This is a genomic window from Bacillus sp. LQ01 (genome assembly GCF_057624735.1).
In genome coordinates this window covers 252,981-272,462 of sequence record NZ_JBYEZL010000002.1, presented here as the reverse complement: position 1 = coordinate 272,462, position 19,482 = coordinate 252,981, and the positions used below count along the sequence as shown (strand labels likewise).

Sequence of the window (19,482 nt, the reverse complement as noted above, 5' to 3'; positions counted from 1 at the left end):
CGCTTTAATTATGCGTTTTTGATTATCGCTACATCCATGTTTTTAATAAGTTCATTAGCGAACTCAGAACATTTCACTTCTGTTGCACCTTCCATTAAGCGTGCGAAATCATAAGTTACTACTTTTGAAGCAATTGTTTTCTCAACAGAAGCAGTTACTAATTTCGCAGCTTCGTTCCATCCTAAGTGTTCTAATAATAATACACCTGAAAGAAGAACAGAAGATGGGTTTACTTTATCTAAACCTGCATATTTTGGAGCTGTACCGTGTGTAGCTTCAAAGATAGCATGTCCAGTCACATAGTTAATGTTTGCACCAGGTGCAATACCAATTCCACCTACTTGTGCAGCAAGTGCATCAGAGATATAGTCACCATTTAAGTTCATTGTTGCAACAACATCGAACTCACGTGGACGAGTTAAAATTTGTTGTAAGAAGATGTCTGCAATAGAATCTTTTACGATGATTTTTCCAGCCACTTCAGCGTCTGCCATCGCTTTATTCGCTACATCTTTACCATCTTTTTCAACGATACGATCGTATTCAGCCCAAGTAAATACTTTGTCGCCGAATTCTTGTTCCGCTACTTCGTAACCCCAGTTTTTGAAAGCACCTTCTGTAAATTTCATAATGTTTCCTTTATGAACTAATGTAACAGAAGAGCGTTTTTCGTTAATTGCATATTGAATTGCAGCACGAACAAGACGCTTTGTCCCTTCTTCTGAAATCGGCTTAATACCAATACCAGATGTTTCTGGGAAGCGGATTTTATTAACACCCATTGCTTCTTTTAAGAAAGCAAGAACTTTTTCTGCTTCTGGAGATCCTTGTGCATATTCAATTCCAGCATAAATGTCTTCTGTATTTTCACGGAAAATAACCATATCAGTATCTTCCGGACGTTTTACAGGTGAAGGAACACCTTCAAAATAACGAACTGGACGTAGACATACATATAAATCTAATTCTTGACGAAGTGCTACGTTTAGAGAACGAATACCACCGCCAACTGGAGTTGTAAGTGGACCTTTAATCGCGATTAAATATTCACGAATTAAGTTTAAAGTTTCTTCTGGTAACCACTCGCCTGTTTGGTTGAATGCTTTTTCCCCTGCAAGCACTTCTTTCCAAACGATTTTCTTCTCACCATCATAAGCTTTTTCAACTGCTGCTTCTAGTACGCGAGATGCAGCTGCCCAAATATCAGGACCAATTCCATCTCCCTCGATAAATGGAATAATCGGATTGTTTGGTACATTCATAACACCATTAGTTACAGTAATTTTTTCACCTGTCGTCAATGTGATAACCCCCATGTTTGAAATTTCATATGTATGAAACTGAGGGAATAACCCCTCAGTTCAAACCGTTAGTCAAATTAAAATATTCTAATCATTACATCTTTCCGAAAAAATCAGACTTTTGAAAGCGTATTTTCACTATCAAAATAGTGTTATTCGCTTATCGTTGTGCAATTGGAACATACACTTGATGCGTTGGTCCATTATAATCAGCACGCGGACGAATTAAACGGTTGTTTTCATATTGTTCTAGAATATGAGCTAACCAGCCTGACATACGGCTAATTGCAAAAATAGGTGTAAATAAGTCATGGTCAATTCCTAAACAATGGTATACAGAAGCTGAATAGAAATCAACATTTGGTGGAAGACCTTTTTCTTTTGTTACAATGTCTTCAATTTTGATAGACATATTATACCATTTCTCTTCTCCTAAAAGCACGCATAATCTCTTAGACATTTCACGTAAGTGTTTTGCACGTGGATCACCCTGCTCATACACACGGTGGCCAAAGCCCATGATTTTCACTTTATTTTGAAGAGCATTATGAATATATGACTCTACATTTTCTTCTTCACCAATCTCAGTTAACATCTTCATTACATTTTCATTTGCCCCACCGTGAAGAGGACCTTTTAATGCACCGATTGCTGCTGTAATACCAGAATATACATCTGAAAGTGTAGCTACGCAAACACGTGCAGTAAATGTAGAAGCGTTTAACTCATGATCTGCATGAAGTACAAGCGCCTTATCAAAAGCTTCAATTTCAACTTCATTTGGCTCGCGATTATTTAACATGTACAAGAAGTTTGCAGCTAATGATAAATCCTTTCTTGGCTCAACAATATCTAAACCTTTACGGATTCTCGCGTAAGCAGCAACTAAAGTTCCGACTTGCGCCTGTAATTTAACCGCTTTCAAATAATTGGACTTTTCATCCATAATTTCAGCGCTCTCATCGTATAATGATAGCATGGAAATTGCAGTTCGTAAAACAGACATCGGATGTGCAATTTTTAAATCTACTTGTTTCAAATATGTTAAAATCTCACCTGGAACTTTATAGTATTCAGATACAATTTCATTAAATTCCGCTAGTTCTTTTTCATTAGGAAGCTTGCGGTGCCATAATAAGTACACTACTTCTTCAAACGTAGCATTCTCAGCTAAATCATCAATATTATACCCAACATAAGTTAATGTATCATCAATAATAGAGCTCACAGATGATGTTGTTGCTACTACCCCTTCTAAACCTCGAATAACAGTCATGACATTCTCTCCTTTTCCTGAAAATTCTCCCAACCTTGCTCCTTATATCTATTTGCTCCCCTTATGAATTATGAACGCCCGTTCACTCTTTAGGCAAGCAAAATGCACGATCATGCAAATTTGTTGCGATGTTCCCCTCTTATTGTCCATTGTTTACATGGAAAGCATGAGCGTGAATGTCTCCCCGAATCCTCACGCTCAAAACAACAAGTTAGTGAGGAAAATACATTCCGAAGAGTTTTATGATAAAAACAACATAAAACAATATCATTATAAAATTGTTTTATGTTGTTTTTATTTTATCTGGTGTAAAGTCTCTGCTGTTATGTAACTTTTCAAAGTTTCTAATCCTATTATAAACAATTATCTGACTTTTGTGAACAGAAAGAATTCAAAAATTTTATATTACTATAAAATTCCTTATTTAAACATCTGTATAATACTCATAACCGCATAGGCAATTCCAGCCCCAATTAACGGACCAACAGCAACCCCATTAAATAGCGCAACCGCTATAATTGTCCCAAAAACAAGCGCAGTTGTAATGTGAGGATCCGTCGTCAACAATTGTACGCCGCCTTTCGCTAACAAAGCGACCGCTACACCTGAAGCTAAAGCAATCCACGCATAATAAGATTTCGCCGCTTCTCCAAGTTGTTTAAAACCTATTTCCCCTGTCGCAATCGGTACGAGCACCGCTATTGTAATGACCGTTACACCTAGGTTAATTCCTTTCGTTTGTAAATAAGGAAAGACCCTATCTCCTAAAAACGTAAACTTCAATAAAAATAACACGCCAATAGCTACAGTAAGCGATTGGTTTTTAGCAATAAGTCCTATAATAAGTAGTATGAATAAAAATAACGTTGACTGACTAATCATGTTTGCACTTCCTTTCTGAAAATAATGAACTCATTTCCAAACAAAAATACCTTTAAACCTATCGTTATACATGCTATATCGATGCCTATTCAACATGAATCACTTCATTTTTTATGTATTTTAAAATGACAAACTGAGACTTTCACCATCAAAATTTAAGCATGTATACATTTTAAAAAACGGGCGTCTCTTCTTTCTTTTCTAATTAGAAACAGGTAAAATAAAAAGAAGAGAAAATGAAGTTTTTACCATATAGTAGAAGCATCAACACCAAGCTTTCACAGTCACTCATATACTGAAAAAGCAGGAAAAATCCATCATTCCACTATAACATAAAGTGAAACTTTAATCAGTGGGGCATTTTCCACTGATTATTAGCCTTCACCAATCGGGCTTTTACGGGCAGTTTATCTCCAGCTAACTCCTTTGATCCAGCCGCACTTCGGGTAGGAGATTTACTGCCCGTTAATGCGGGGTAAAGTGAAACTTTAATCAGTGGAGCACACTCGTTATAAGTTGAACGAATTAGGATAATCCAAATTGGAATGGGAGGTATACATCTTTGAACCGAAACTTACTATATATGATATTGCGACTCATATTTGTCATTGTAGCAACGGTAGCTGGGTTCTATGTATTACTATACATGTCAGGGCTTATCTATCCTTTTATTATCGCTTTTGCATTTGCTTATTTGATTAATCCTGTCGTCAATTTCCTTAATCAAAAACTACAATTTCCTCGCGCACTAGCAGTACTCGTTAGCTTAATTCTCGTATTTGGAGCTATCGTTGGACTTGTTACATATCTTGTGACTGAAGCAATATCTGCCACAACATACTTACTACAACTTGTTACAGTAAAGTTTCCAGATATCGTTACATTCGCTCAGCAATTTGCACTTAATCATATTATGCCTCTCTACGATGATTTAATCTCTAAATTTAATCATCTTGGAGAACCACAGCGCTATACAATTACACAAAACATTCAAAACTTAGGAACAGAAGCAACAACACAAATGAAAGAACTTTTAACCGCCATTATAAGCGGGTTAACGAATTTCATTAGTGCACTGCCAACAACTTTAACTGTTCTTGTATTCATTTTATTAGCCACTTTCTTCATTAGTTACGATTGGCACCGTCTTGCTCAGAAAGCAAGAAAATTGCTACCGAATCGTGTACATGGCTATGGAAAAACTATTTTTGTCGACTTAAGAAAAGCTTTGTTTGGTTTTGTGAAAGCACAACTTACACTCGTATCTATGACAACCGTCATTGTACTAATCGGACTTTTAATATTACGCGTACCATACGCCATTACTATTGCGATTATTACAGGAGTTGTAGATTTACTACCATACTTAGGAACAGGCGCAGTCTTCGTTCCATGGGTTATATACGTATTTTTCACTGGCGATACCGCATTCGCCATTGGTCTTCTCATTTTATACATCGTCGTGATTGTCCAAAGACAAATTATGGAGCCGAAAGTACTTTCATCTAACATCGGTCTCGATCCATTAGCAACACTCGTCGCTCTATTTGTCGGCTTTAAACTTTTTGGCTTTTTAGGATTAATCATCGGCCCAGTCACCTTAGTACTACTTAATACATTACACAAAGCTAATGTCTTCCATGACTTGTGGAAATATATTAAAGGTTCACCTTCAAAATAATAGTTTCTAATTCATACACAACAAAAAACTTACATGTAATCAGTGGGAATTTCCCACTGATTATTCCTTGTACTTATTTTTCATACTCATTACATAAAACAAGAGAATTGCACTCAGAAAAGATAATTCTCTTGTTTTTTTGCATGAAAAACGCATATTTCGTGGTGTTTTTACATATTTATTCTATTTATTTTATAATTATCATTTACATTTATTACTTTTTATGTAAATGAATAAATATACAAAATAGCATAAAACAAGACTTCAACTAACAATCTCCGCCTTTTTATATGAATTTTTTACACCAATCGTTCCTTTATATAAGAAAGCAAAACTTTAATTCAGCAGCGTTTCCCTCCATCTTATTCATCTAAATTAATAGCACTAAAAAATCACAAGTTTAATCGAAGTACACACAAGAGTTCAAACGAAAATTATATAGCACATATAATAAGCGAACGTTTTGTTCATCCCCACTCATCATTCGCCCCACATCAGACGCTTACGAGCAGCCCAGCTTTGAGATAGAAATTTCACCCCACAAATAGCGAGGTAAAGCAAAGCTTCAATCAGAAAGTTCCTCTCCTCTTACAATACAAAAAAATAGCACTTAGATTTCTACAATCTAAGTGCTATTTCTGAATAATAATAGTAGAGTTCTTTCTAAATTTCCATTCCATCCACTTCATAACAAGCGGCTTCAATAAAGCTCTCGTAATAGGGATCACGCAGATAAACCCTAGCACATCGGTCACATACCCAGGAAGCACTAAGAGAATACCTCCTACAAATACAAAAATACCATCTAGTACCGCCTCACCTGGCATTTCCCCTCTATTCAACTTAGATTGAATCTCTCCAAGCACTTTAAACCCTTGTCTTTTCGCCAAATACACACCTACAACACCTGTAAATACAATCATAGCGAACGTAGACCATAAACCTATTACATGACTTGATCCAATTAAGACCGTAATCTCAATCGCCGGTATTAAAATAAACAAGAATAGTAACCACTTCATAGTTCTACACCTCTCTCACAACTCACTTTTAACGTCCTCACAACGCCTATATACATCATATGAAATATAGATACTCTTTCATATTAAAACACATAACAAACAGCTTTTAAAAGCAATTCTAGGCGCTTTAAGCTAATTCTATCTCGTTTTTGTGTAAAAAAAAGAGAAGGACTCCAATCCTTCTCTCCGTATTACTTATAGCACTTCCGCATGTCCATTATAAACAATTCCGCGTGCTGCATCAACTGTTACTTCTTGGCCATTTTTTAAAGTTGCTGTTACGCCGTTTACACCAACGATAACAGGAATACCGATTGATACGCCTACAACAGCTGCATGGCTTGTTAAGCCACCTTCTTCTACAACTAAAGCCGCAGCTTTTTCGATTGCAGGAATCATATCTTTATCAGTGCTTGTTGTAACAAGGATATCACCTTCGTTTACGTTCGCTACAGCTTCAGCAGCTGTTTTTACTACAACTACTTTACCTTTTGCAGCTTTACGACCAATTCCTTGTCCTTTAGCAATTTCTTCACCAACAACGTGGATTTTCATTAAGTTTGTTGTACCAGTTTCAGCAACTGGAACACCCGCAGTAATCACTACAGTATCTCCAAGTCCGATTAGACCCGCATCCATACCTGTTTGAATTGCTGTATCTAACATTTCGTCAGTTGAAGCTGCGCGCTTCTCAGCCATAAATGCTTGTACACCCCAAACAAGTGCAAGACGACGTCCTACTTGCTCGTCAGATGTTACAGCTACGATTGGAGATTTTGGACGGTATTTAGAGATCATTTTCGCAGTATATCCACTTTCTGTTGGAGCTACGATTGCAGCTACATCAAGAGCAAGTGCTGTATGCGCAACAGATTGGCTAATTGCATCTGTAATTGTTGGAGTGAACTCTTTAATACGTTTTTTGAACATATCTTCATATTGTAATGATTTTTCAACACGTACCGCAATGTTAGCCATCATTGTTACCGCTTCTACTGGGTATTGTCCAGCAGCTGTTTCACCTGAAAGCATGATTGCATCTGTACCATCGAAGATTGCGTTAGCTACGTCACTTGCTTCCGCACGAGTTGGACGTGGGTTACGTTGCATAGAATCTAACATTTGTGTTGCAGTAATAACCGGTTTACCTAACACGTTACATTTTTTAATTAGACGTTTTTGTACTAACGGTACTTCTTCTGGTGGAATTTCTACACCCATATCACCACGAGCTACCATTAAACCGTCAGAAACTTCTAAGATTGAATCGATGTTGTCGATACCTTCTTGGTTTTCGATTTTTGGTACGATTTGGATGTATTGAGCGTTATACTCTTCTAATAATTCACGGATTTCTAATACGTCAGACGCTTTACGTACGAATGAAGCTGCAATGAAATCAACTTTTTGCTCGATACCGAAGATGATATCTTTTACGTCTTTTTCAGTGATACCAGGAAGCTTAATGCTTACGTTTGGTACGTTAACACCTTTTTTATTTTTTACAGTTCCGCTGTTAAGAACTTTTGTACGGATGTTTCCATCAGCTTTTTCGATTACTTCTAGTTCGATAAGACCGTCATCGATTAGAATACGAGAACCCGGGTCTACATCGTCATAAAGACCAGCATAAGATACAGAGAACTTCTCTGCAGTACCTAATACTTGCTCAGTAGAAAGAACTACCTCTGCACCTGTTACAAGCTCAGCTTGTCCGTCTACGAAGTCGTGAGTACGGATTTCTGGACCTTTTGTATCAAGTAAGATACCAACTGTTTTACCAGTTTTCTTTGAAGCTTCACGAATGTTTTTAATACGAGCTCCGTGCTCTTCATGGCTACCATGAGAGAAGTTTAAACGAGCAACGTTCATACCTGCTTCGATTAATTGCTCTAATTTTTCAATACTTTCACTAGCAGGACCTATAGTACATACAATTTTAGTTTTACGCATATTGCACCTCCGAAAATTATGAAACCGTTCCCAAATATCTGACATTACGCCGATTAGATGGATAATTCTTTAGATAATTGATACATATCTTTATCGATTGTATGCTTTTGAGCTAACGCTTCGATAATGTCATGATCAACAAGTTTATTATCTTGAATACCTACACAACGTCCACCTTTACCAGCAATTAACAACTCAACTGCTCTTGCACCAAGACGACTTGCTAATACACGGTCTTGTGCACTTGGTGATCCACCACGTTGTACGTGACCTAATACAGTTACACGAGTATCAAAGTTTGTTGCTTCTTCAATGTGCTTACCGATGTCAATTGCACTTCCAACACCTTCAGCTACAATGATAATACTGTGTTTTTTACCACGTTCGCTACCACGTTTTAGACGAGCGATTACATCATCCATGTCATACTCTTCTTCTGGAATTAAGATTGTTTCTGCACCATCAGCTAAACCAGCCCATAATGCGATATCTCCAGCATGACGTCCCATTACTTCGATAACATATGTACGTTCATGAGATGTAGCTGTATCACGGATTTTATCAATTGCATCAATAACAGTGTTTAAAGCTGTATCGAAACCAATTGTGAAGTCTGTTCCAGGGATATCATTGTCGATTGTACCTGGTACACCAACACATGGGAATCCTTGTTCAGTTAATTTTTTAGCGCCTTGGTAAGAACCATCTCCACCAATAACAACAAGTCCTTCGATACCATGTTTCTTTAATTGCTCGATACCTTTTAGTCGTACTTCTGGGTCTTTAAACTCAGGACATCTTGCTGTATATAATTTCGTACCACCGCGGTGGATAATATCGCCAACAGAACCAAGTTCTAATTTTTCAATGTGACCAGAAATTAATCCAGCGTATCCATGGTAAATACCATATACTTCAATATCATGGAAAATCGCTTTACGAACAACTGCACGAATGGCAGCATTCATACCAGGTGAATCTCCACCACTTGTTAATACACCAATACGTTTCATTTGTACTCACCTCATAAAGATTATTTGCCTTATAATAAAATAACACGAAAAAATATAAAAACACAATGGAGAAGATGTGTCTTTTCATAATAAAAACGTGCATTCGCGAAGAGGAACGCACGCTTTTCTTATTTTATCCCAATGGAAGCGTTTGAAAACGAAACTTGCCCAATTTTCATATATTTTTCATAACGTTTTTCGATTAATTCATCTTTCGAAATTCCGTTTAATTGTTCAAAAGTTTTTCTAATTATTAAGTCTATATTTTCTGACTGTTTCAAAATATTACGGTGAGCTCCACCTTTTGTCTCTGGAATAATTTCATCAATTACACCTAATTCTTTCAAATCTGCTGCTGTAATTTTCATTGCCTCTGCAGCTTCCTTTGCTTTTCCTGCATCTTTCCAAAGAATTGCCGCTGCACCCTCTGGTGTAATAACAGAATAAGTGGAATTTTCTAGCATATGAATGTAATCTCCTACTCCAAGGCCTAGCGCACCACCACTACCGCCTTCACCGATAACGATACAAATAACTGGTACCGTTAAACCTGCCATCTCAAATAGGTTGCGGGCAATAGCTTCACTTTGTCCACGTTCTTCAGCTGCTTTACCAGGATAAGCTCCCTTCGTATCGATGAAACAAATAATAGGACGATTAAACTTTTCCGCTTGTTTCATGAGACGCAGTGCTTTTCGATATCCTTCTGGATGAGGCATTCCAAAGTTACGGCGAATATTTTCTTTCGTATCTTTTCCGCGCTGATGCCCAATTACAGTTACAGGCATCCCTTTATATTTCGCAATACCGCCGACAATCGCTGCATCATCGCCAAATAGACGATCTCCATGACATTCGAAAAAATCAGTAAATAAGTGCTCAATATAATCGAGCGTTGTCGGTCGTTCTGCATGACGAGCAATTTGAACACGGTCCCATACTTTTAGATTGCCGTATATATCTTCCTCTAAATTTTCTAGCTTTTCTTCCAAAATACGAATCTCCTCACTGAAGTCCATCTGGCTGTTTTTCGTATAGTCTTTCAGTTCACGAATCTTATTTCTTAGCTCAACAACTGGTTTTTCAAATTCTAGCTCTGCCATACAGCCACTTCCCCTCCTTGATGAACTTCTAAAATCTTACGAAGCGATTCTCTCATATCATCACGATGCACCACCGCATCTAATTGACCATGATCTAGTAAGAATTCTGCCGTTTGGAAATCTTCCGGTAGTTTCTCACGCACCGTTTGTTCAATTACACGTCTACCAGCAAATCCGATAAGTGCACCTGGTTCTGCAAGATTATAATCACCAAGTGAAGCGAAACTCGCTGAAACCCCGCCCGTCGTTGGGTGAGTCATAACAGAAATAAATAATCCTCCTGCATTACTATGCTTTTTCAAAGCTACGCTTGTTTTTGCCATTTGCATTAAACTTAATATACCTTCTTGCATACGGGCACCACCCGAAGCAGTAAAGATAATAAATGGAACTTGTAAGTCGTACGCCTTTTCAACCGCACGGGCGATTTTTTCTCCTACTACAGAGCCCATGCTCCCCATTCGAAAACGAGAATCCATTACTGCAACAACAACAAGCATGTCATCAATTGTTCCTTCACCAGTTACAACCGCTTCGTTCAATTCAGTCTTCTTACGATCGCTCTCTAGTTTCTCTTCATAACCTGGAAACTCGAGTGGATTTAATGAAACCATTTCTTTGTCATACTCACGGAATGACCCTTCGTCCAATATACTATCAAGACGTTCCCATGCATTCATAGGATGATGATATCCACAATTCACACATACTTTTAAATTTTTTAGAAGTTCTTTCGTATACATGATTTTTTTACATTCCGGACATTTTGTCATAACGCCATCTGGCACATCTTTTCGTACTTGTTCTGAAGGTATTGCAGCGTACTTTTTCTTTTTCACGAATAAATCTCTTAGCACAATTTGACCCCCTTCGTTGAGAGCTAAGGTTAGCGTAAGAAGAAAATGGGGCTAACACCAAAGTTTGATGTTAGCCTTATCTTCTCAATCTGTCTAATAACCTCACTCTTTACGTTTAACTTTAACCGCTACGCGGTAGAATGTTTGTCATAACGTGTCATGGTCATTTCGACAAATTTTATACATTACGAGTGAAACTGTATATTCTCTACTAATTCATCGTAAATTTTTAGTGCATCATTTTCTTGTTTTTCTTCCAAAGTAGCGTAAAGCTTTCTATACATATCGATAGAATCTCTTGAAACTTTACAAGAAAGCGTTGATACGTAATCATTTACGATCATCCAAATGCGATATAGTAAATAATTATCGACTTGTTCAATAAGTGTTTTAAAGAACGTTTGATGAAGCGTTGGGATTGAGTTTTCATTTCCTTCAAGTACTTGGTGTAATTTACTTAGCACTTTAGAAAATGTTTCTTTCGGTAAATTACATACAATTCGAATCATATCTTTCTCGAGTAATCGTTTCGTTTGTAATAAATCACGAATTGTTTTCTCATCTTGCAATAAGAACGGAGCAATTAATTGTACAAGACCGTTATCATAAAAGTTTCGAATAAAAGTCCCTTCACCACGTCTCGTTTCAATCAATCCTACCAGTTCTAAAGCACGCAATGCTTCTCTTACAGAGGAACGTCCTACGTTTAAGCGTGAACTTAACTCACGCTCAGACGGCAAACGATCCCCCGCCACCAATCCATCCTCTTCCATAATGGAACGGATTTTTTTTACAATTTCGAGATATACTTTTGTATTTGATGATGTCAATGGAATTTCCTCGCTTATTCTTTACCAATCAGCGCTAATTGTTTTGTTTTTTCAGCGATCTCATTTGGATCTACTTGACGGCGAGCTACTCCTGTCTCCATTGCTGCTTTTGCAACGTAAGCCGCTACTTGAGGCGCTACACGCGCGTCAAATGGTGCCGGAATGATATAGTCTGCATTTAACTCATCTTCTGCTACAAGCTCAGCAATAGCCTGTACAGCTGCCATCTTCATTTCTTCGTTAATTTGTGTCGCATGTACGTCAAGTGCACCGCGGAAAATACCAGGGAACGCCAGTACATTATTTACTTGGTTCGGGAAATCAGAACGACCTGTTCCAACAACAGCTGCGCCCGCTGCTTTTGCCAATTCTGGCATAATTTCTGGAACTGGATTCGCCATTGCAAAAATAATCGCATCGTCATTCATTGTACGAACCATCTCTTCTGTTAATGCACCTTCTGCAGATACACCAATGAATACGTCTGCACCTTGTACAACATCAGCTAAAGAACCTTCTATACGATTCTTATTTGTATATTTTGCAACTTCATCCTTCACCGGATTCATACCTGTAGGACGACCATCATAGATTGCCCCTTTACGGTCACACATAATAATGTCGCGTACACCATAGCGATATAAAAGTTTAATAATTGCAATACCTGCTGCACCTGCGCCATTTGCGACAACTTTAATGTCAGACATTTTCTTTCCAACTAATTTCAGTGCATTTACAAGACCTGCTACTGTTACAATAGCTGTTCCGTGTTGATCATCATGGAAGATAGGAATATTTGTTTCTTTTTTCAAACGCTCTTCAATAATGAAGCAGTTTGGTGCTGCGATATCTTCTAAGTTAACGCCGCCAAAAGTTGGCTCCATTAATTTTACAGTTTCAACAATTTTATCTACATCGTTTGTATTTAAGGCAATTGGGAATGCATCTACACCAGCAAAGCTCTTGAATAATACAGCTTTACCTTCCATTACTGGAAGAGATGCTTCAGGTCCAATGTTACCAAGACCAAGTACAGCTGTTCCATCTGTCACAACTGCTACCATATTTCCCTTCATCGTATATTCATATACCTTACTTTTATCGTCATAAATTTCTTTACAAGGTTCTGCAACCCCTGGAGAATATGCAAGACTTAAATCTTTTGCATTTTCTACTTTTACTTTTGATACAGTTTCTAATTTTCCTTGATGCACTTTATGCATGTGAAGTGCTTCTTCACGAAGTGTTGACAAACTATCCACTCTCCTCAAATTATTCTTGCTGATATCAATTTCTCCAAGTGGTCTGACCACGAACACTACTACTATAATAATCGAAGTGTAGGGAAATTGTCCATTATATTTTCACAACTACATTTTCTTCCCCGACAATTTCACGAAGTGCTCCTAAACATTCTTCACTTGGATGAATCGATAAACTCCGAGATAATTGTACCATTTTATGTTCCTTTTCATAATAAATTAGTACTTTCGCAAAACCTGAATAGTCGAACAATATTTTCGTAACCCGATTTAAAAGCTTTTTCTCATACTGAGATGGCAATTTCACGTAAACAGATGCGTCTTTCTTTTCTTCATAAACATCCATTTCCTCTAGCGGATATAGTCCATTTACAATCCATTGCAGCTTATGATTTCTTAGCTCAATCGTACCGTCAACTAAAACAATTGCTCCTTCTTGCAACTTATCCGAGAAATGTATATACGTTTCCGGGAAGAGGACCGCTTCCATTTCATCATTTTGATCACAGAATGTAATAAATGCCATCTTTTGAAACTTTTTCGTACGAATCACTCTAACACTTGTTATATACACAATAGCTCTTTGTACTTTTTTCTTGTGTCGCATCGCCTGAGCGAGAGATGGAATTTCTAATTCTTTTGCTAACTTCACATATTGCGCTGTCGGATAACTTGATAAATAAAAGCCAAGTACTTCTTTCTCTTTATTTAGTTGTTCAATAAAAGATAGCTCTTCTCCTTGTACATATTTTGATTTTGGAACAGCATCTCCTAAATCACGTGCGAGATTCGCGTACTCTAACGCCCCTTTAATACTTTTCCATAAATTCGTTCTCGAAACACCAAAATCATCAAAACATCCCGACCAGACGAAAGCTTCTAAATTACGCTCCGTTACGAACTTTGACGGCATACGGAGACAAAATTCAAATAAATCTTCGAACATTTTTTTCTCTCGTTCTTCTAATAATGCCGTCACTGTAGCCATTCCAATATTTCGGATCGAAAGTAAACTGTAACGTATCGCATTCCCTTCTATTTGGAAGTTATAACCACTTCTCTGAAGAGACGGCGGCAAAACGTGAAAACCTTTCCGCTTCGTTTCTCGTATATACTGTACAATTTTATCTTCATTTCCAATTGCGCTTGATAATAATGCCGTCATAAATTCCAGCGTATAGTTCGCTTTCAAATAGGCAAGCTGATATCCGATCATACTGTAAGCTACAGCGTGACTTCGGTTAAAACCGTAATTCGCAAATCTTACAATTAAATCATAAATTTTTTCAGCAGACGTCTCATCATATCCATTTCGCAAACATCCCTGGACGAAATGCTTACGTTCCTGATCTAAAATATCACGATTTTTTTTACTCACTGCACGGCGCAGTAAATCTGCTTCTCCAAGCGAAAACCCTGCTAACTTCGATGCAATTTGCATAATTTGTTCTTGGTATACAATGACGCCGTATGTTCTTTCTAAAATTGGCTTTAAATCCGGATGTAAATATTCGATTTTTCTTTTTCCATGTTTCGATTCAATAAAAGTCGGTATCTGTTCCATCGGTCCTGGTCTGTATAACGAGTTAACAGCTACGATATCTTCAAACTCATTCGGTTTTAACCCGCGAAGTACATTTCGCATACCGCCTGACTCAAGCTGGAATACACCTGTTGTATCTCCTCTCCCTAATAATTGGAATGTCTTTTCATCTTGAAGAGGTAAGTTTCTTATATCGATTTCTTTCCCAGTTTTGTTCGCGATAAATTTTATAATATTTTCAAGTAACGTTAAATTACGTAATCCTAAAAAGTCCATCTTAAGCAACCCAAGTTCTTCTAGCGCATCGGCTGGATATTGCGTAACATAAACATCGTTATGTCCTTCTTGAATTGCTACACTGCCTGTTAGCGGTTCTTGACTCATAATAACACCAGCCGCATGAATAGACGTATGACGTGGTAAACCTTCTACACGTTTTGCGATTTCAAACACACGCTCATGCAAAAGATTCCCTTGTATAAACTCACGAAGTGATTGTGATTCTTCATATGCATCTTTTAACGTTATACCAAGCTTTGATGGGATAAGTTTTGAAAATATATCAATATCTCGCGGCGGAAGCCCCATTACGCGGGCAATGTCTCTAATTGCCGCTTTTGCTGCAAGCGTACCAAACGTTACAATTTGCGCAACACGGAGCTGACCGTATTTATCTTTCACATAGCGAATCATCTCATCACGTCTTACGTCTGGAAAATCAATATCAATATCAGGAAGCGTCACACGTTCAGGATTTAAAAACCTTTCAAATAATAGATCGTATTCAATTGGATCAATATCTGTAATTTCTAAAACGTATGAAACGAGTGAACCAGCTGCCGATCCACGACCTGGTCCTGTTAGAATATGATTTTCATGTGCATACTTCATAAAATCCCATACGATGAGGAAATAATCACTAAATCCCATACGAGAAATAACATTTAATTCATGATCCAAACGCTTTATATGCACTTCTTTCGGTTCACCATATCGTTTCCGCAAACCTTCTTCACAAACACGACGCAAGTATATATCACTCGTTTCATTAGACGGAACAGGAAACTTCGGAAGTTGATTTACATGGAACGGTATTTCTACTTGGCAACGCTCTGCAATTTTTATTGTATTTTGGATTGCTTCCGGCGCATGGGAAAATAGTGCTTCCATTTCATCCGATGACTTTAAATAATACTGATCTGTTTTCAGCCTCGGCCTATCTGGATCAGTCATTTTCGTTCCACTTTCAACAGATAGTAAACATTCGTGAACAAGCGCGTCACTTTGATTGATATAGCGCACATCATTTGTTGCAACGACTGGAATATTAACCCTACTAATAAATTCAGGTAGTTTCTCTTGTAAAAGCAACTCATCTTGAATTGCATGATGCTGCAAACTCATATAAAAATGGCCGAACATATTTTGATACGTGCGAGCTACTTCTTCAGCCTGACTCTCATTGTCTTCTAGTAATAATTGCTCAATTTCGCCATCTTTACCTGGCGAAATAGCAATTAATCCTTTCGCATAATGCGCAAGCCACTTCTTAGGAATACCTTCTTTGGACTTTGTCATAATACTGCTAGAAATCTTTAATAAATTTTGGTAGCCTATTTCATTCTCAGCAAGTAATACAAGCGGATAAGACCTTTCTTCTTCTTCACTAAAAATAGAAGCGGTTAATCCAATAACAGGCTGTATACCATGTTTCTTACATGCTTTATAAAACGGAATAACACCATACATAACATTTTCATCCGTAATAGCTAGCGATGAAAAACCAAGTTCTTTCGCCCTGACTACAAGCTCATCAATTTTACAAGCACTTTTTAATAAACTAAAAACGGTTTGACATTGTAAATGCACAAACTTCACTGTTGTACCCTCTCTTTACCTATTTGACTACTTTTATTATAGGTGATGAGGAAAGCGGAAATCAAAACATACTTCTTATACTTTGTCCATATATATGAAGAAGAAAGGGGAATGACGATGGATGTAAGAGAACATACTTTTTTCTCTCTGCTTATTATTAGTTATTTTATTGCCTTTGGGGTTATACTTGGCGGTTCATTAATTGGTGGATTTGGTGCGTTTCTTATCGGAAAACCAGCTCTAACTTACATTAATCAATTCGCCCAAAATTTAAGAATTTGGGCACTCGTTGCAGCAATCGGCGGAACATTCGATACCTTTTATAGCTTTGAAAGAAGTTTCTTTGGCGGAGATATGAAAGATATCGTAAAACAAATTCTCCTTATTTTTTTCGCAACTGGTGGTATGCAAACAGGTCTCATTATTATTAAATGGCTAACGCAGGAACATGTATGAGAGTACCAAGTGCCAATACAGCAAAAAGATGGTACTTAGTATTAGCTGGTGCTGCTGTTGGAGGCGTGTTGAGCTGGTTTATTTTTTTGTACATATACGGTGTTTTTCAACAAGAACAAGCTAGTAAAATAGCAGAACAAAGAGAAATTATAGAAAAACAAGAAGCAAAGCTCCACGTCCTTCTCGAAGATCAAGAAAAATTGAACACTGAAAATAAACGGCTCTTAACCATTCAAGAGATTAAAATAAAACTTATCAATCGAGAAAAATACGATTTAGACAATCTTACACTCGAAAATATGACTACATCTATTCATAATGATCTCCAGCATCTTTTAACGAAAAACATTCAAAGTATCGCAAAAAATAAAGACCTACTAAAAAAGGTAATCGAAAATAAAACATACAAACATTACGATCGCCTATACCGTTTTAAAGTCGATACAATATCTTTTGATACAGTGCTTGAAATTAGCATTACTATAGAGAAAGAAAAATAAAGAAGGAGGGCTTTAGCGCCGCTCCTTCTTTTCGTTCTAACATATAGTCTTTTATTTACAAATCTCACGTAAATCAGCAAAAAGACGATCCGCTTCTTCCCAAGAAGATGCCTTGGCACCAGAAGCCATCGGATGCCCTCCGCCGTTATATTGCATTGCCAATTTGTTTATAACTGGTCCTTTTGAACGAAGACGAACACGAATTACGTCATCTTCCTCTAAAAATAGAACCCACGCCTTTAATCCATCAATATTGCCAAGCGCTCCAACAACACCAGATGCTTCAGAAGGAAGTACATCAAACTCTTCTAATACTTCTTTCGTTAATTTAATGTAAGCTGCTCCTTCTTCTACCATCGTAAAGTTTTGTAAAATATAACCGTTTAAACGAGCAATTTTTTCTTTTGTCTTATACATTTCATTGTATAAATCTGTGAATTTCACACCCATATCAACAAGCTCACTTACGTAACGAAGTGTTTTTGCTGTCGTATTTGGGAATAAGAAACGACCTGTATCTCCAACAATTCCTGCTAAAATAAGGCGAGCTGCTTCTTTTGTTATTTTTAATCCTTTATCTTTTCCATAGTTATAAAACTCATAAATCATTTCACTTGTAGAACTCGCTGTCGTGTCTACCCACGTAATATCTCCATATGGATCTTCATTTGGATGATGATCAATTTTAATTAACATCTTCCCTTTTGTATAGCGTTGATCGTCAACCCGTTCTTGATTCGCAGTATCACAAACAATAACAAGCGCATTTTCGTATACACTATCTTCAATATCATCCATTACTCGTAAGTATGCTAGTGACGGTTCATTGTACCCAACCGTATAAATATTTTTCTCTGGAAACGATTCTTGTAGAATTGTACCAAGACCACCCTGTGAACCTAACGCATCTGGGTCCGGACGCACGTGGCGATGAATAATAATTGTATCAAACTCTTTAATTGCTCCTAAAATTTGCTCATGCATATGTATAATCTCCTTTTTAATCAACTTCTTCACTTTATCCTCCATTATAACGGAAAGTATTTCATACATGCGAACAATTGCTTTATAATAAAAGTTAGAAAGTTTAGATATTTCTTTTTCTTTTCTATTATTTTTCACAAAGCGATGGGAGTGTTCACTATGCCAGTATTAGTCTTCTGTATTATCGTCTCATTTATGTTGTACCTCTTTTACAAAACAAAATACTTTCGTACAAACCGCCCAATGGAGAAAGGTTGGCTCTCAGGAAAATCCGCAATGGCACTCGGTTCATTCGTTTTATTTTTCGGGATAAACCAATTCTTTTTAGAACTTTCAACCGCTCGTATTATCGTTGGTGTTTTATTCGTTCTATTTGGTAGTGCAAGTGTATTTAACGGGTTTCGCCAATACAAACATTTCTTGCCATTAGCAGTTAAAGAAGCCGAAGTCTATGAAGCAACATAAAAAAGCATCAATATTGTGATGCTTTTTTACGTCCCTTAACTTTCAAAATCATATATGCAACAAACGCAGATGGTATATTAAATGGGTTACCTTGTACATGAAAATGTAGTTGTTCTTCTCCAAAAGACATTTTTTCATATAGCTCTCGCTGAGATAATCCTGTCTTTTCCTTTTTTTCATGTAAACCTTGTAAATATAAATATTGGATCGGTATCATTACAAGAAAGTAAAATAGTGCGATACTACCAAAAAAGAGTACGGCTGACGACATAATGCATACCACCTTTCAGAAATCCATTTTCTTACAATATAATCATAACACAATATACAACCAAATTGAATTACTATTCTGTCTTTTCTTACGTTACTTTTCCACTCCACTCCATACATATTTCACTAAAACTCCCATCTAAAATCATGCCTTTCAAATTTAAAACAACAAAAAAAGATGGAACAAATCAAAACGATTTGTTCCA

Annotated in this window: 17 protein-coding genes; 4 read left to right on the top strand and 13 right to left on the bottom strand. The window is 37.1% G+C overall.

Annotated elements, in window-relative coordinates:
* Positions 1–8: 8 nt before the first annotated feature.
* The 3 genes from icd to AC22L0_RS13740 all read right to left on the bottom strand — a co-directional run bounded on the left by icd (position 9) and on the right by AC22L0_RS13740 (position 3,459).
* A complete protein-coding gene (gene icd, locus AC22L0_RS13750; protein WP_016086002.1) occupies positions 9–1,301 on the bottom strand; it encodes an NADP-dependent isocitrate dehydrogenase in 1,293 nt (430 codons plus the stop codon).
* A gap of 160 nt (positions 1,302–1,461) precedes the next feature.
* On the bottom strand, positions 1,462–2,610 hold the full coding sequence (gene citZ, locus AC22L0_RS13745) for a citrate synthase (protein WP_487272292.1): 1,149 nt from the start codon (positions 2,608–2,610) through the stop codon (positions 1,462–1,464).
* Positions 2,611–2,997: 387 nt separating this feature from the next.
* Positions 2,998–3,459: a DUF441 domain-containing protein gene (locus AC22L0_RS13740; RefSeq protein ID WP_087875801.1), complete on the bottom strand. Its 462-nt coding sequence runs from the start codon at positions 3,457–3,459 to the stop codon at positions 2,998–3,000.
* A 562-nt stretch (positions 3,460–4,021) separates the two neighbouring features.
* Between AC22L0_RS13740 and ytvI the strand changes: the two genes are divergently transcribed.
* The gene (gene ytvI / locus AC22L0_RS13735) at positions 4,022–5,140 is read left to right on the top strand and encodes a sporulation integral membrane protein YtvI (RefSeq protein WP_001081388.1); all 1,119 of its coding nucleotides are present in this window, start codon (positions 4,022–4,024) and stop codon (positions 5,138–5,140) included.
* A gap of 632 nt (positions 5,141–5,772) precedes the next feature.
* On the opposite strand, the gene AC22L0_RS13730 is transcribed toward ytvI, so the two are convergent.
* The 8 genes from AC22L0_RS13730 to dnaE all read right to left on the bottom strand — a co-directional run bounded on the left by AC22L0_RS13730 (position 5,773) and on the right by dnaE (position 16,601).
* Positions 5,773–6,162 carry an FxsA family protein gene (locus AC22L0_RS13730; protein WP_000871631.1) on the bottom strand — a complete coding sequence of 130 codons (390 nt, stop codon included), beginning with the start codon at positions 6,160–6,162 and terminating at the stop codon, positions 5,773–5,775.
* A 195-nt stretch (positions 6,163–6,357) separates the two neighbouring features.
* Complete coding sequence (gene pyk / locus AC22L0_RS13725) at positions 6,358–8,115, bottom strand: pyruvate kinase (protein ID WP_087967240.1); 1,758 nt, start codon at positions 8,113–8,115, stop codon at positions 6,358–6,360.
* A gap of 53 nt (positions 8,116–8,168) precedes the next feature.
* Entirely contained in the window at positions 8,169–9,128 is a 960-nt protein-coding gene (pfkA, locus tag AC22L0_RS13720; protein ID WP_000821156.1) for a 6-phosphofructokinase, read from the bottom strand.
* A gap of 128 nt (positions 9,129–9,256) precedes the next feature.
* A complete protein-coding gene (gene accA, locus AC22L0_RS13715) occupies positions 9,257–10,231 on the bottom strand; it encodes an acetyl-CoA carboxylase carboxyl transferase subunit alpha (protein ID WP_000818807.1) in 975 nt (324 codons plus the stop codon).
* Positions 10,219–11,088: an acetyl-CoA carboxylase, carboxyltransferase subunit beta gene (gene accD, locus AC22L0_RS13710; RefSeq protein ID WP_000942857.1), complete on the bottom strand. Its 870-nt coding sequence runs from the start codon at positions 11,086–11,088 to the stop codon at positions 10,219–10,221. The genes accA and accD overlap by 13 nt, the downstream gene beginning before the upstream one ends.
* A gap of 185 nt (positions 11,089–11,273) precedes the next feature.
* Entirely contained in the window at positions 11,274–11,918 is a 645-nt protein-coding gene (locus tag AC22L0_RS13705; RefSeq protein ID WP_000204440.1) for a FadR/GntR family transcriptional regulator, read from the bottom strand.
* 14 nt (positions 11,919–11,932) lie between these two features.
* A complete protein-coding gene (ystJ, locus tag AC22L0_RS13700; protein ID WP_161508111.1) occupies positions 11,933–13,141 on the bottom strand; it encodes an NADP-dependent malic enzyme in 1,209 nt (402 codons plus the stop codon).
* Between the two features lie 133 nt (positions 13,142–13,274).
* The gene (gene dnaE, locus AC22L0_RS13695) at positions 13,275–16,601 is read right to left on the bottom strand and encodes a DNA polymerase III subunit alpha (RefSeq protein ID WP_000673729.1); all 3,327 of its coding nucleotides are present in this window, start codon (positions 16,599–16,601) and stop codon (positions 13,275–13,277) included.
* 42 nt (positions 16,602–16,643) lie between these two features.
* Between dnaE and AC22L0_RS13690 the strand changes: the two genes are divergently transcribed.
* On the top strand, positions 16,644–17,057 hold the full coding sequence (locus AC22L0_RS13690; protein ID WP_002005839.1) for a YtrH family sporulation protein: 414 nt from the start codon (positions 16,644–16,646) through the stop codon (positions 17,055–17,057).
* The gene (ytrI, locus tag AC22L0_RS13685) at positions 17,054–17,557 is read left to right on the top strand and encodes a sporulation membrane protein YtrI (RefSeq protein WP_001265740.1); all 504 of its coding nucleotides are present in this window, start codon (positions 17,054–17,056) and stop codon (positions 17,555–17,557) included. The genes AC22L0_RS13690 and ytrI overlap by 4 nt, the downstream gene beginning before the upstream one ends.
* A gap of 51 nt (positions 17,558–17,608) precedes the next feature.
* Here the strand turns inward: ytrI and AC22L0_RS13680 are convergent, their stop codons facing one another.
* The gene (locus AC22L0_RS13680; RefSeq protein WP_000545136.1) at positions 17,609–18,541 is read right to left on the bottom strand and encodes a DHH family phosphoesterase; all 933 of its coding nucleotides are present in this window, start codon (positions 18,539–18,541) and stop codon (positions 17,609–17,611) included.
* Between the two features lie 159 nt (positions 18,542–18,700).
* On the opposite strand from AC22L0_RS13680, the gene AC22L0_RS13675 reads away from it, so the two are divergent.
* Positions 18,701–19,006: a YtpI family protein gene (locus tag AC22L0_RS13675; RefSeq protein WP_001144776.1), complete on the top strand. Its 306-nt coding sequence runs from the start codon at positions 18,701–18,703 to the stop codon at positions 19,004–19,006.
* A 7-nt stretch (positions 19,007–19,013) separates the two neighbouring features.
* Here AC22L0_RS13675 and AC22L0_RS13670 read toward each other — a convergent pair whose 3' ends face one another.
* Complete coding sequence (locus tag AC22L0_RS13670; RefSeq protein WP_000093045.1) at positions 19,014–19,277, bottom strand: DUF3949 domain-containing protein; 264 nt, start codon at positions 19,275–19,277, stop codon at positions 19,014–19,016.
* Between the last annotated feature and the right edge of the window lie 205 nt (positions 19,278–19,482).

Bases quoted from the DNA above. Each gene is read 5' to 3' on its own strand.
- AC22L0_RS13740 (WP_087875801.1), bottom strand. From the start codon at position 3,459: ATGATTAGTCAGTCAACGTTATTTTTATTCATACTACTTATTATAGGA.
- AC22L0_RS13730 (WP_000871631.1), bottom strand. From the start codon at position 6,162: ATGAAGTGGTTACTATTCTTGTTTATTTTAATACCGGCGATTGAGATT.
- pyk (WP_087967240.1), bottom strand. From the start codon at position 8,115: ATGCGTAAAACTAAAATTGTATGTACTATAGGTCCTGCTAGTGAAAGT.
- pfkA (WP_000821156.1), bottom strand. From the start codon at position 9,128: ATGAAACGTATTGGTGTATTAACAAGTGGTGGAGATTCACCTGGTATG.
- accA (WP_000818807.1), bottom strand. From the start codon at position 10,231: ATGGCAGAGCTAGAATTTGAAAAACCAGTTGTTGAGCTAAGAAATAAG.
- ystJ (WP_161508111.1), bottom strand. From the start codon at position 13,141: ATGCATAAAGTGCATCAAGGAAAATTAGAAACTGTATCAAAAGTAAAA.
- ytrI (WP_001265740.1), top strand. From the start codon at position 17,054: ATGAGAGTACCAAGTGCCAATACAGCAAAAAGATGGTACTTAGTATTA.
- AC22L0_RS13680 (WP_000545136.1), bottom strand. From the start codon at position 18,541: ATGCATGAGCAAATTTTAGGAGCAATTAAAGAGTTTGATACAATTATT.
- AC22L0_RS13675 (WP_001144776.1), top strand. From the start codon at position 18,701: ATGCCAGTATTAGTCTTCTGTATTATCGTCTCATTTATGTTGTACCTC.
- AC22L0_RS13670 (WP_000093045.1), bottom strand. From the start codon at position 19,277: ATGTCGTCAGCCGTACTCTTTTTTGGTAGTATCGCACTATTTTACTTT.